Origin of the sequence: Dyadobacter sp. (assembly GCF_017744695.1) — a bacterium.
Classification (GTDB): domain Bacteria; phylum Bacteroidota; class Bacteroidia; order Cytophagales; family Spirosomataceae; genus Dyadobacter.
The window spans coordinates 192401-206556 of sequence record NZ_JAGIAS010000011.1; the positions used below are offsets into that span (position 1 = coordinate 192401).

The following is a 14156-nucleotide window of genomic DNA, read 5'->3' on the forward strand; positions in this document are numbered from 1 at the left end:
TATTAAAATCCGACATTGATACCCACCAGCAATGTCCTCGGCTGTGGAGCGGTGTAAAAGTCATTACCCAGTGCGAACTTGCTGTCCTTCTCACTCAGGTCGTCCGTATTGACCTCGGGGTCCCATCCCTTGTATTTGGTGAAAGTCGCCAGGTTGAGTGCCGAAACATACACCCTCACCTTTTCCATCTTCATGCGGCGTACCAGTTCCGCTGGCAGGTTATAGCCCAAAGTCATCGAACGCAACCGGAGATACGATCCGTTGAAAATGTAGCGCGAGGATGCCTGATTGCCATTGCCGCGGTAGAAACGGGCTTCGGGAACGTCAGTATCCGGGTTTTCGGGCGTCCAGGCATTCAATTGGTCGGCAGTCTGGTTGTCTTCGTAGATCCCGTTGGCCGACGAGTACTGTCCTACCCCATAGAAGTTGATCTTATTGCCGGAGACCCCGTTGAAAAAGACGCTCAAATCGATCCCTTTGTAGGAAAACGTGTTGGTGATCCCCCCCACAAACTTGGGGTTCGGGTTTCCTGCGACTACGCGCTGCGCGCTATTGTAGCCGTTGTTTGTTACGGTAGACCGGTCGACTGTCCCATCGGGGTTCGGGGTGTTTTTGTAAAACAATGCATTACCATTCGCACGATCCACGCCGGCGTATTCGACCGTGTAAAACACACCCACCGGCTGGCCTTCCATCACACGGCTCATGCTGCGGATACCGCCTTCAATCACCTGGCCCTGTATGTCGGTCACTTTGTTCTTGTTGTTGGCCACGTTCAGCGAGGTAGTCCAGCGGAATGCGCCCACGGTGTTTTGGGTATTCAATACAAATTCAAACCCTTTGTTTTCCAGCTTACCCACGTTGGCATATTGAACCGAGAAGCCCGAAGTAGCCGGTACGTTCACTTCGAGCAGAAGTCCATTTGTCTTTTTGACATAATAATCTATCTCCCCATTGATCCGGTTATTGAACAAGCCGAAATCGACGCCGAAGTCAGCCTGGCGGGTAGTCTCCCATTTCAGGTTAGGGTTACCGATCTGGGACGGGCGCTGCCCGGCGGCCCCTGCATAGCCGGCATCTCCGGCAAAAAGCCCCAGTTGCGGGAAATCACCGATCTCCGAGTTACCGGTCGCCCCATAGCTGCCGCGCAGTTTCAGGAAGCTGAGCACATTGTTGTTTTTGAGAAAACCTTCCTCGGTAAGCACCCAGCCCAATGAAGCCGACGGGAAGAAACCATAACGCGAATTGGCCCCGAAACGCGACGAACCATCGATACGCGCGCTCGCCGATAACAGGTATTTATCCGCAAACTTGTAGTTCATCCGCAGGAAATAGGACAAGAAACGGAAATTGGTTTCCGAAGTGCTTCCATCCGATTTGGTAGCCGCGCTGGCGATCTTTTTGTAGGAATCGGACGGGAACTGCGTGCCTTCCACGAAGCTCAGCTTCCGCTGTGATTGCTGGTAGGACATCCCCAATGTAGCGCCGATGCCGTGCAGCCCGAGCGTTTTGTCATAGGAGAAGAAATTGTTGGTATTGTAGTTGGTAACAAATGTCGCATAGTTGTTACCCAACCCACTGCTGGCCGTGCTCACATTCCGCACGTTCTGGCTTTGGTAGTAACCTTCTTCATTCTGGTTCAAAAGGTCGATTCCCAGTTCGCTGCGGAATTTCAGCTCGGGCAGGATATTGACCTGCGCGTAAGCGTTGGTCAGGTTACGGAACGAAGTCGCTTCAAATTTCGCATAGTTGATCGAGATCATCGGGTTGAAATAGAGCGGCACATTCACGTCGCCGGGAGGTGTTCCGGTGGGCAGGCCCGTTTTGGGATCAGTGAACGGGGTCAGTGGCGTCAATGCAGCCATTTGAAGCGGGTTCGAGAATGCATTGTCACCCGGCAAACGGCGGTTCACCGTGCGCGCGAGCCCCATCGACAACCCTATCTGCAACCATTTATAAGCCTGATGGTCAAGGTTCATACGACCGGAAATGCGTTCGAGCTTGTTCCCTACCAGTGTCCCTGTCTGATTCAGGTATTGTCCTGAAAGGAAGAACTTCGTTTTCTCGCTCCCTCCGTTGACTTGCAGGTCGAGCTGCTGCATCGGGCCTTTCCGGAATGCCTGGTCCTGCCAGGAATAGTTCTGCTGCTGGGGCGTATTGTAGGTACCCAGGCTATAATACTCCAGAAAACCACCTGGCCCTAGCATATATTGGGTGTAGGAATCGGGATCCTGGGTATCGGTACCGTCTATACGGTCGCGGTTGGCTGCCGCCATCGTATAGAACTTCACGTATTGTTCCGCATCAAGGAATTTCACACGCCGCGTCGCTTCCGAAGAACCGAGCTGGTAGTTCAGGCTGACGTTGGTTTTCCCGGCCTTGCCGCGCTTGGTTGTGATCAAAACCACCCCGTTGGCCGCGCGGGAACCGTAAATAGCCCCGGCAGACGCATCTTTGAGGATTTCGATGGATTCGATGTCGTTGGAGTTGATGTCCGACAACGGGTTGGTGGAACCGCCGTTATTGCTCAGATCGGCCGTCGTAACCGGCATCCCGTCGACCACATACAACGGCTGGCTGCTCGCGCTGATGGAAGAATTGCCCCGCACGCGCACGTTGATCGCCTGCCCGAGTTTGCCCGTCCCGCTATTGACATACACCCCTGCCGCCCTTCCCTGAATAGCCGCATCCACGCTCGCCACGGGCATATTCTGGATCTCTGTACCCTTCACCTGGGCGATATTGCCCGTCACATCCCGCTTGATCTGCGAGCCGTAGCCCGTCACAACGACCTCGCTGAGGCTCCGGACATCGCTTGAAAGTTTGACATCGATGGTACTCTGGTTGGTCACGGTTATTTCCTGCGCCACCATCCCCACAAAGCTGAACACCAGCACGGAGTTGGACGACGGCACGTCGATCGCGTAAACTCCTTCCGCATCCGTTTGGGTGCCGACGGCGGTGCCTTTAAGTTGCACCGAAGCGCCCGGCAAGGGTGAAGCGTCATCACTGGTGGTTACCTTTCCGGTAATCCTCACGCCCTGTGCTGCCGCAGGTAGCCAGCAAGCCAGCCATGCCAGAAGCATTAGTGGAAAAATTCTTCTCATAACAAGTTAGGTTTGGTTATTTTTAGTTACTAAAAACAAATATATGCCCGTAGAGAAAATAACCAAATTTTGTTATGAGATTATACCACTTTCATTACTATAAATTCTGTTGTTTTGTGTTGAAAAAATATAATATTTTGATGAAATAATTCCCGGGCGAGTTATTTGACGGCTAGACTTCAAAAATCCCATCCAGCTCGATCACATGCGTACCGTTCGAGCAAACCTTGTGCACTTTGGCAAGTTTTTCTGCCAGTATCTCAGTCGGCATGGGACGGAACTTCTTCATGATACCCAGCCTGTTCAAAAGGCGTATCGCTGATGCGCTGATCCGTTCGCCCAGACGGTCGGTGTCTTTCCTGAGCAACAGGCCCGGCTTGAAAATAATCAGCTTTTCGAATACCAGCCCTTTGATCTTTTCTTCCAGTTCACCTTTCATTTTGGAATAGAATACATTGCTACGCGGGGACGCGCCGTATGCAGATAACAGGACGGCCTGCGCTACGCCATTCCGCCTCGCGACCCGGGCGAATTCGAGGGGGATTTCATAGTCGATATGCCACTGCTTATCCTTGGAACCTGCGGTTTTCAAAGTAGTCCCGAGGCAAGAAAACCAGACATCCCCCTTGATTTGCCCTTCTATGGGCTCCATTTTCTCAAAATCAGTCAGGATTTCAGTCAACTTAGGATGCACGACACCGCTTGCACGGCGCACAAATATGACCACATCCGTATAGTCCGGATCCCGCAGTAAAATGTCTACCAGGTCTTTACCCGTTGCGCCGGTAGCGCCGATAATCAAAGCTCTCATAGCTACGCATGGTTTGTTCGGGTAAATTAAGTGATTATTCCCGGGCTGTCAATGCGGCAACGAGTTGCGAAAGCGGCCGTAAACCCAGGTACCGGCCACTGCGCTTGCCAGCACTACTGCCACAACGGTGGCCCCTGTCCCGATCTGCGCAAATAATGGCCCGGGACAGGCCCCGGTAAGTCCCCAGCCCAGCCCGAACAGGAGCCCGCCGTACACTTGTCCTTTGTTGAATTTTTTAGGCGTGAAGGTAATCGGCTCCCCGTACAGGGTTTTAATGCCAAATCGTTTGATGAGCCAAACGGATATCAGCCCGGTCATGACCGCAGACCCGATAATGCCATACATATGAAACGATTGTAACCGGAACATTTCCTGGATACGAAACCAGCTGATTACCTCCGCCTTGACGAAGCCGATGCCGAACAGTACGCCGACAGCCAGGTATTTAAAATTGTGGTACCATTTATGTTGTAAATGCGATTCGTTGATACAGATCGTGTCCTGCGAACGGGCTTCGAAGCCGGCAGTACTTTCAATCAGGGGAGACTGCATGAATTAGCTGTTTAAAATGATTGGTAAAATAAAGTTGGCCATCAGAAAGCCTCCGGCCATAAAGCAGATTGTCGCTACCAGCGAAGGCCATTGCAGGGTACTGAGCCCCATAATCGAATGCCCGCTGGCGCACCCGCCCGCATAGCGCGAACCAAAGCCGACCAGAAAGCCGCCCCCCACCATCATGATCAGTCCGCGGAAGGTCAGCAGGCTGTTCCACGAATAGAGCTGCGCGGGTACCATTCCCGAGAAATCGTTGATGCCGTAACCCGCCAATTCTTCCGCCAGCCGCGGATCCACCTGAATCGCTGCGGGGTTCGCCAAAAAATAAGCTGCCAGCGCTCCGCCGATAACGATACCTGCTACGAAGAACAGGTTCCAGACCTCCCTTTTGTAATCATATTGAAAGAAGGGCACATTTGCCGGAAAGCAGCTCGCGCAGATATGTCGCAGATTGGCCGAAATCCCGAAGTGTTTGTTGCCTAAAATCAGCAGGGCGGGTACCGTGAGGCCGATCAGCGGACCGGCCACATACCACGGCCAGGGTTGTTTGATTACTTCCAGCATTCTATTTCGTTCCCTTGTTTAATGATTGTAATACCTCCCCGTCGGCCGACGCCGCCATCGCCTCCTGCGTGGTCGGGCATACATAATCCGTGGTTTTCAGGCGCCCCGATTCGCTGATCGCTTTAAATCCGCCTGCCACATCGATCAGGTTATGGTAACCACGCGCCCGAAGGATCGAGTTGAAGATCATCGACCGGTAACCTCCGGCACAATGCACCAGGTAGGTTATATTACTGTCGATTTCGCTCAGATGCTCGTTCAGGTAATCCAGCGGCAGATTTTCGGCCCCCTCCACATGCTCGGCCAGGTACTCGCTGTGCTTTCTTACATCCAGTATCTGCCAACCCGGATTACTTTCCAAAAGGGCTGGTATTTCGCTGGCCTCCACCGACGGAATACTGTCTATTTCCTTTCCGGCATCCACCCAGGCCTGAAAACCTCCGGCCAAATGCCCGATGGCATTGTCGTAGCCTACCCGTGCCAGCCGCGTCACCACCTCTTCTTCCCGGTCGGGGTCGGTTACCAGCAGGATCGGCTGCCGGATATCTTCTATCAGCGCGCCTACCCAGGGAGCAAAACTGCCGTCAATGCCGATATTGACCGAATTAGGAATAAAGCCTTTGGCAAATACCTGTGCCGCACGGGTGTCCAGGATCAGCGCGCCCGTTTCGTTGGCTGCCACCTCGAATGCATCGGCCGACAAGGCTTGCATCCCGCGGTTCAGCACCTCATCGATGCTTTCGTAGCCCTGGATATTCATCATCACGTTGGCCGGGAAATATGCAGGTGGTGGCGTCAGGCCGTCCGTCACCTTTTGGATAAATGTCTGCTTGTCCATCGGCTGCAAAGCGTAGTTCGTGGCCTTCTGATGCCCCAGACTATCCGTGGTTTCCTTGCTCATATGCTTGCCGCAAGCCGAACCTGCCCCGTGGGCGGGGTATACGATGAGGTCATCGGACAACGGCAGGATTTTCTCGTGGAGCGAGTCGTAAAGCATGCCGGCCAATTTGTCCTGGGTCAGATCCTGCACGACTTTCTGCGCAAGGTCGGGACGGCCGACGTCGCCGATAAAGAGCGTGTCGCCGGTAAAGAGGCCCACCTGACGGCCATTTTCGTCCGACACCAGGTAACACGTACTTTCCAACGTGTGCCCCGGGGTATGGATAACTTCGATGGTGATCTTGCCCAGCCTGAGCACCTCACGGTCCTGCGCAATATGCGCCTGGAAGCCTGGATTTGCGGTAGGACCGTAAACGATCGTCGCACCGGTCTTTTCCGCCAGGTCTATATGCCCGCTGACAAAGTCGGCGTGAAAATGGGTTTCCAATACATACTTGATTTTCGCACCATTTTTTTCTGCGCGGGCCAGGTAAGGGCCAGTCTCCCGAAGCGGGTCGATGACAGCCGCCTCGCCTTCGCTTTCGATATAGTAGGCGCCCTGTGCCAGGCAGCCGGTATAAATTTGTTCGAGTTTCATTGTTCTGTTAACTGTTTTGAGTGATAGGTAGGAGAACCATATGACAAAGTTCGCCGGGCGGCCGGCCATTGTCAGTGACCTTTGTCACACAGGTCATTTGAGGAGTTGGTTAGAGGAAAAACTCTTTGAAGAGGATGAAGCATCCCATGGCGAGCACGAACCAGCCGAAGCTCTTTTTCAATTGGCCGCTATCCAGCTTTCGCGCAAGGAGCCCGCCTATGAAGATGCCCGCCACGGCGACGAGGGTTATCGTCAGCAGAAAATACCAGTCGATTTCGAAATGTCCCAGGTCCCCTGCAAAGCCGACCAGCGAATTCAGCGCGATGATCAACAGGGAGGTGCCTACGGCCTCGCGCATGGGCATACCCAGCACGAGCACCAGCGTAGGAATAAGTAAAAATCCGCCGCCCGCACCCAAGAGTCCCGTTGTAAGACCGATTCCGACCGCACTGAGCCCCAGTTTTACCATATTCCGCCCCATGTCACATTCCAGGCAGCCGGGTTGGCTTTGCCTGCCGCTGATCATTCCCACGGACGCCACGAGCATCAGCACGGCGAACAGAGCCATTGTCAGCAGTGGTTCGGTTACGTGGAAATGGCCGATCCGGAACAGATTATGAGGGATTACGGGCACCAGAAGCTTCCGGGTCAGATAGACGGTTACCATCGAGCTCAGCCCGAAGAACAATGCCGTTTTGACATTGACCAATCCGCGGCGGTAATTGCCGTACGCGCCTACAAGGCTGGTCGAACCGACAATAAACAACGAATACGAAGTGGATACGACCGGGCTGATTCCGAAAATGTATACCAATACGGGCACGGTCAGGATCGATCCTCCCCCACCGACGAGCCCCAAAGAAATGCCGATGAACACCGACGCGATATAACCAATGGTTTCCATATGCTTTTTGTACTAACTGAGTACAAAGTTGCAATACGGATGCCGGCAGGTTTGTGACAAATGTTACACAGCGGGAAAAGTTGTTTAAAAAAGGATGGTAATCGTATTCCGGCCCAGTCGCACCATCCCACGCTGTTCCATTTTTTTCAGCAGCCTTGATACCACCTCCCGCGAAGAGTTCATATCCGTCGCGATTTGCTGGTGGGTCAGCGCCAGTTCGTCGTTGTGGGAAAGCTTGCGTTGATTTTTGAGATAGAATTCAATGCGTTCGTCCATGCTCTTGAAAGCAATGCTATCCACCACTTCCAGCAATTCCTCGAACCTGGAACGATAGGTTTCCAGTACAAAATAATACCATGTTTTATAACCCGTCATCAACTCGTCCATCAATGCGATCGGAACGAGCAAAGCTTTGGTGGGCTCAATGGCTTTGGCGGAAATCTGGCTCTGTTCCTTCCGTGTCGCGCAGATCATCGACAGCGCACACGCATCCCCCGGACCGAGCTGGTACATAAAAAACTCATTCCCCTCCTGATCTTCGCGGTATATTTTCACTCCGCCTTCAACGATCAGCATCGTCGACTTGAAGTACTGCCCCGGCCGCATAAGCTGCTGGTTCGCTTCGAAATCGCGGATCACGCAATGTTCCGCGAGTTTGCTGATTAAATCCGGCTCAAACTGTCCGAAATGTAATTCCAGCAGCTGCTGTACCCCGGAATGCTGTATCGTAATGCCCATTAGTTGTTGATTTAAAAAAAGCTAAGTTAAGCATTTACCAACTTCCTGTTTGTGACATTGGTCACAGAGCCTCAGATGCCCATTGATGCAACCTGTCGGGCACGCGCAACGCAGGCCCGCAGAACTGACCAAAGTCAGTCTTTGAAGCACTATTAGTCATCTTTAACCGCCCGGGCCGTCTATAACTTGCATTCGATTCCAATGATCACATCATTGAACGAAACAGGTTTGAATCCGTCAACTTCCAAAGCGAATGCCATGAACGACACATCCAGAATCAAACATACATTCCTGACTTCCAGGATAATGCCGGCCCGGCAGGCAGCCACGCTCATCCACGACGGCATGGTGGTGGGCGCCAGCGGGTTTACGCGCTCGGGCGACAGCAAGGCCGTGCTGGCCGCATTGGCCGAAAAAGCAGAATGCGACCATACCCGGATCACGCTCATGACCGGGGCTTCACTCGGACAAGGGACCGATGGCGCATTGGCCACCGCCGGTGCAATCGCCATGCGACTACCCTTCCAGTCGGATCCCGTTATGCGAACAATCATTAACGAAGGTAAACTATCCTACATCGATGAAAACCTGAGCGAAACCGCAGCCCATATCCGCAACGGCTTCCTGCCTCCTATCGACATCGCGATCGTCGAAGCGGCATCCATCGAAGCCGACGGCAGCATCGTACCAACCACCTCGGTAGGCAATTCGGCGATTTTCGTGCAGCAGGCCAAACAGGTGATTGTCGAGATCAACAAAGCTGTCCCGGTCGAAATACGCGGCATTCACGATGTATTTCTCCCCGAAGATCCGACCGGTCGTGCTATACTGCCGATAACCGATGTCTGGCAACGCATTGGCCAGGACGCTATTGCCTGTGATCCGCAGAAAATTGCCGCAATCGTATTCACCGACCGGAAGGACAGCCCGGCCGAAACCGCGGCTGGCAACCCGGCGGCCGAAGCCATCGCCGGGCATCTGCTGCAATTCTTTCAACGCGAAATTGCGGTAGGCCGGCTTACCCCTGCCCTCAGGCCCATTCAGGCCGGGATCGGAAAAATTGCGGACGCCGTACTGGGCGGGCTGGCGCATGGAGACTTTCAGCACCTGACCATGTATTCCGAAGTCTTGCAGGACAGTACTTTCCGGTTGATGGACAGTGGCAAAATGGATTTCGCATCGGGCAGCTCCATGACATTATCGGCTGAATGCTACCAACGTGTTTTCGGCGATTTCGAGAGCTACCGGCACAAGATCGTGCTTCGGCCGCAGGACATTACCAATGCCGCGGAGGTCATCCAGCGGCTGGGCATTATCGCCATTAATACCGCCCTTGAATGCGACATTTACGGCAATGTCAACTCCTCGCACATTGCCGGCAGCCAGATTGTCAACGGCATTGGCGGCTCCGCGGACTTCGCCCAAAACAGCTACCTGAGCATTTTTGTAACAGAATCCGTGACCAAGGGCGGCAAAATATCGCGTATAGTACCGATGGTGACCCACGTGGACCATTCCGAACACGATGTGGATGTGATTGTGACCGAACGGGGTCTGGCGGATTTGAGGGGACTATCGCCCCGGCAGAAGGCCGAAACCATTCTTGAACATTGCGTACACCCGGATTACCACGGGGAACTCACCGGATATTTTGAACGCGCCCGCCGGCGCGGCGGCCATACGCCACACCTGCTGGAAGAAGCATTCCGGCTGCACACCAACCTGGCCGAAACCGGTTCAATGAAAACACGTGTCCTGGAATCCATCTAAATAGCAGATTACTATGAAAAACATTCGCCTTGTGATCGATGCCGGTCACCTCAATACCCATCACGTCCAGTTTGCATGCTATGTGGCGTCCCTGACTCAATCCCGGTTAACCGGCATCTTCATGCAAAATGTACCTTCCGAAGCGCTTTCCGAATTGAAAATAGCGTCCGGAACGCCCTTTGAAGAAGCGCTGGCATTGCAGGAACTCCCCGATTTCAGGAAAATGCAGGAGTTGCTCCATGAAAATGAAAGTACTTTCCGCACGATGTGCGAGCGGCAGGGCGTACACGTGAGCGTACATACAAACCCGCATGAGCCGCTGGAAGAGATACTGGCGGAAAGCCGGTATGCAGATCTGATGATCATCGGCAGCGACCTGGCATTCGAGCCCTCGGACGGGAAAAGGCCAAGTTCCTTTTTGAAAGAGGTACTGTGCGCTGCCGAGTGCCCGGTGATGATAGCACCCGACCATTTCGAAGGGGTAGACGAAATCGTATTTGCCTACGACGGCAATGCAGCCGCGGCACACGCGATCAAACAGTTCTCCTACCTTTTGCCGGAATTGGGAGACACCCGGTTGACTATCGTGCAGGTGATCAGCGACGAGGTACAGGAAGATGCCCACGACGGAAAACTGGCCCGGCTCGTGAGCTCACACTACTCGAACGCGCACTTCAAGAAACTCTACGGCCGCGCTAATTCGGAACTTTTCGCCTTTTTGATGAACAGAAAAAAATCGCTGGTGGTCATGGGTTCCTACGGGCGCAGCACATTTTCAAACATGCTTACACCCAGCACCGCCGATCCGCTGATCCGCAATCTGAACCTGCCTATCTTTGTCGCGCACAGGTAATACACTCCGCCATTCGCTCGTCACTCGTTGGAAGGAAGCCTTTCATTACCCCAGTTCATATTGGGTTCAGGCCCCATTTCGAGTACGAGCGATCCGCCTTTGAGCAGGTCGGAAGCCTTGAACCAGAAACTGTTCAGCGGCTGACCGTTGAGGGTTGCGCGCTGGACATACACGTTCTTGCGCGAGGTGTTTTTAGCCTCAATCGTAAATGTTTTGCCCCTTCCAAACTGCTCCCCAAGGTCAATGACCGCTTTTTCAAACATCGGGCTGCCCACCTCGTAGATCGGGTCTACGCGCGTGCCCCCGTCGGTTTGGAAAAGGCCCAGTGCGGCCATCACAAACCAGGCACTCATTTGCCCTTGATCCTCGTCGCCCAGATAGGCATTCGAGACTTCGTGCCCGTAGTACCTGTCCAGCACTGAACGGCTCCATTTCTGGGTCAGCCAGGGCCTTTTGACCCAATTGAACAAAAAGGCGAAATGCATCGACTGCTGGTTGCCCTGCACCACGGGATAATCCCAGTACTGATCGTTTGGACCATTGTAGCGCCAGTTGACACTTTCCTTAAAACCCCAGTCGAGCCTTTCGACAAACTCATCTTCTCCGATGGCTTTCGCGAGCCCGGGGACGTCCTGCGGAACAAAAAAAGTGAGCTGCCAGGCATTTCCTTCCACATAATGATGGTTGGCGCCGGATTTAAAAGGATCAAAATCCGCGAGCCAGTGCCCGGTCGAATCCTTCATGCGCGCAAATCCGGTAGCGGGATCGATGACATTTTTCCACCAATTGGCCCGTTCTCCGAATGCCTTGTAATCGTCTTTTTTATGCAGTGCTTTCGCGAATTGAGAAACCGAATAGTCATCAAAGCTGTATTCCAGTGTGTTGGAAAAGCGTCCCTGGTCGTACGGTACGTAATGGTGTTTCAGATAGGTCAGTAAATCTTCGTTGCCGGCCCTGCCACCGCCCACGGCCGCGGCAGGAACAGTTTGCATTTTCCGGACAGCCTCATAGGCTTTGTCGACATCGAAGCCGCGAATGCCCATCTGGTAGGCACCGACAATGAGCGGCACCTCGTGCTCGGCCACCATCACGGGAATATACTCCATCCCGGCAGGGCCTTTTGCCAGCCAGCCGCCGCGGTCGTACATCGCAAGCTGGGATCTAACCCAGCGGTTCGACCACTCCGGTGTCACCAGGTTCCAGAACTGGTTGAGATTCCAGAAAGTATTCCAGAATGCGTCGCATCCCAGCGCTATATCGTCTTTATCCTGAAATTTGTTGACATTCTCGTCTGCATCCCGCCAGCTGCCGTCCACGTCGCTGAATGCGTTCCTGCTCAGCGAGCGGTACATATTCGTGTAAAAACGCTCCTTTTCCCGCTTGTCGTTGCTGGAAATCGCCACCCGCCCCAGCAACGCATTCCAGACATTTTCCTGATTCACCCTCACCTTTTCAAAATCCCAGCCAAACGGGTCTGAAATTTCGGCTTTCAGGTTCAGTGACGCATTCCCCACACTCACGTACGAAATACCCGTGCGTACCTGCACGACCTTGTTCGCTTTTGTATCAAATTCCAGAAACAACCCCGCATTCCGGGCACTGTCTGCGGCGAGGTTGGTTTTCAGCCGTACTTCGTCGTTCAGCCACGTGCCGTAGTTCACGACAGGTTGATCCGTTTCGATCACAAAATGGACCGTGTACTGCTGGTCGATCCCTCCCGACCAGACATTGCGTGAAAGTTGCTCGCTATACCCCTCGATCCGCCTGTCACTCACCTTGTCGATCTTCACCTTTCTGATTTTGTAGCCGTATTCGGTAGGAATTTGCAGGTCCACCATCACCCGGCCCTTTTCGCTCTTTTGCCAGGTATATTTCTGAAACGACCCACGGGTAGTCGCGGTCAGTTCGGCGGTAATGTTATTGTCGGTGAGATTTACCTTGTAATACCCCAAAGGCGCCTGCTCGGTAGCCTTATCGAACCGGGAGCGGTAACCGCTATCCGGGTCCGCCTGGTCACCGATTTTCGTTTCCAACGGCCCGGCGGTAGGGAAAATGCCCAGGCCGGTCATGGTCCATTCGTGGATGTGGCTGAATGTTCCGATCGATTCGAAAGTAGGGTCGTATCCCGCCTGCCAGCCGCTGTTCTGGTTATCCGGACTGAGCTTGACCATGCTGAACGGCATCCACGGCCCCGGGGCGATCATCCACCGCGAATGCCCCGCCCCGAGCATGGTATTCACGTATCCGGCCGGCGTTTTGAGTTTTTGCTTATCCCGTTTCACCTTCCCGGATTTAACCAATTGATTATCCACAAAAACCTCAAATAGCGCAGAACCCGGCTGACCAACGGCAGGCATCGGCGCTTCCAACACATAGCGCTCCTGCTCTATTTTTTGGGACAAAATAATCTTCCCATCGAGTTTCACCTCCACCGAAGGCTCTCCTTCCAGCTGGGTAACGTCGATCAATAATGGCTGAATTGCCTCGCCATCCACATTCAACTCGTAATCGGCCGCTGCTACATTTCGGAGCAATGCCTTTCCGGGTGTGGCGAGGGCGACCTGCGCCGGCCCTTCCAGTTTCACCTGGTCGAACATCAGCCAACCGCCCTGCAGCGTGGTCATCATCACCTCATTAACCCCCTGTTTCATCAGCATGGCTGGAATATCGATTGTCACGAGCTGCTCTTTGGGATTCACCGTCAGCTGATCCGGATTCTTGAAACCGGAGCCTTTTTTCAGCTTGAATTTCCAGGATTGGCCATTCACGAGCACTTTCAGAAGAGGCGCGTGCAAGGAATCGGTTTCGAGTACATCCACCACAAGCCGCCATTTGCCCGAAGCCGGCTTCTTTTTAATATCAAACAGAACAGTCAGAAAATGTGACCTGATTCCCGAGGTCCCGCCGGTCCCACCCCAGCCGTTCACCGGCCCCGGCAGCACGTAAGGCCAGTCCTTTTGCGCCTGTGAACGCCCGACCAGGAAGAAATTATCCTCATAACCAAAATCATTTTCCAGAAACCGCTTGTATCCGTCGGGGGCGAGCGCCATCCCGGACGGGGAATTGTCGGCGTCGCCAATCTTCCAGATCGTCTTTTGCTGCGCAAAGCCGGAGGTAACAAGCAATACGGATAACAGCAGAACGGCAAACGTTCGGGTAACAAGGCGGTTTTGCATAGGTTTAGGAATAAGCCAGATTTTTAATCAAAGAATATGTTTATACAAACTATCCGATTAGCTACAACTGAAATAGAACTCAGAATCAGCATTTTTTACTAAAACCAGTATTCACACAATTGCTTCGCAAGTATAGTGGATATAGTTTGTATATACAAAGTAGCCTAAGTATTCTTCCGATTTTTTGCGTGAAAGCGGTCT

General features: G+C 53.3%; 10 protein-coding genes. 2 read left to right on the plus strand and 8 right to left on the minus strand.

The window, feature by feature from the left end:
• Positions 1-2: 2 nt before the first annotated feature.
• From J7619_RS30105 to J7619_RS30135, 7 genes are all read right to left on the minus strand, one after another.
• A complete protein-coding gene (locus J7619_RS30105) occupies positions 3-3107 on the minus strand; it encodes a TonB-dependent receptor (protein ID WP_291208024.1) in 3105 nt (1034 codons plus the stop codon).
• Positions 3108-3279: 172 nt separating this feature from the next.
• Positions 3280-3918 carry an NAD(P)H-binding protein gene (locus tag J7619_RS30110; RefSeq protein WP_291208026.1) on the minus strand — a complete coding sequence of 213 codons (639 nt, stop codon included), beginning with the start codon at positions 3916-3918 and terminating at the stop codon, positions 3280-3282.
• Positions 3919-3966: 48 nt separating this feature from the next.
• Entirely contained in the window at positions 3967-4470 is a 504-nt protein-coding gene (locus tag J7619_RS30115) for a DUF6691 family protein (protein WP_291208028.1), read from the minus strand.
• Positions 4471-4473: 3 nt separating this feature from the next.
• A complete protein-coding gene (locus J7619_RS30120; protein WP_291208030.1) occupies positions 4474-5037 on the minus strand; it encodes a YeeE/YedE family protein in 564 nt (187 codons plus the stop codon).
• A gap of 1 nt (position 5038) precedes the next feature.
• Positions 5039-6514: a rhodanese-like domain-containing protein gene (locus J7619_RS30125; RefSeq protein WP_291208032.1), complete on the minus strand. Its 1476-nt coding sequence runs from the start codon at positions 6512-6514 to the stop codon at positions 5039-5041.
• Between the two features lie 109 nt (positions 6515-6623).
• On the minus strand, positions 6624-7418 hold the full coding sequence (locus J7619_RS30130) for a sulfite exporter TauE/SafE family protein (RefSeq protein WP_291208034.1): 795 nt from the start codon (positions 7416-7418) through the stop codon (positions 6624-6626).
• Between the two features lie 84 nt (positions 7419-7502).
• The gene (locus tag J7619_RS30135; protein ID WP_291208036.1) at positions 7503-8156 is read right to left on the minus strand and encodes a Crp/Fnr family transcriptional regulator; all 654 of its coding nucleotides are present in this window, start codon (positions 8154-8156) and stop codon (positions 7503-7505) included.
• Positions 8157-8357: 201 nt separating this feature from the next.
• Between J7619_RS30135 and J7619_RS30140 the strand changes: the two genes are divergently transcribed.
• Positions 8358-9926, plus strand: a complete 1569-nt coding sequence (locus J7619_RS30140) for a succinate CoA transferase (RefSeq protein ID WP_291208038.1) — start codon at positions 8358-8360, stop codon at positions 9924-9926.
• A 13-nt stretch (positions 9927-9939) separates the two neighbouring features.
• Positions 9940-10779 carry a universal stress protein gene (locus J7619_RS30145; protein WP_291208040.1) on the plus strand — a complete coding sequence of 280 codons (840 nt, stop codon included), beginning with the start codon at positions 9940-9942 and terminating at the stop codon, positions 10777-10779.
• A gap of 20 nt (positions 10780-10799) precedes the next feature.
• Here J7619_RS30145 and J7619_RS30150 read toward each other — a convergent pair whose 3' ends face one another.
• Complete coding sequence (locus tag J7619_RS30150) at positions 10800-13955, minus strand: GH92 family glycosyl hydrolase (protein ID WP_291208042.1); 3156 nt, start codon at positions 13953-13955, stop codon at positions 10800-10802.
• Positions 13956-14156: the final 201 nt, after the last annotated feature.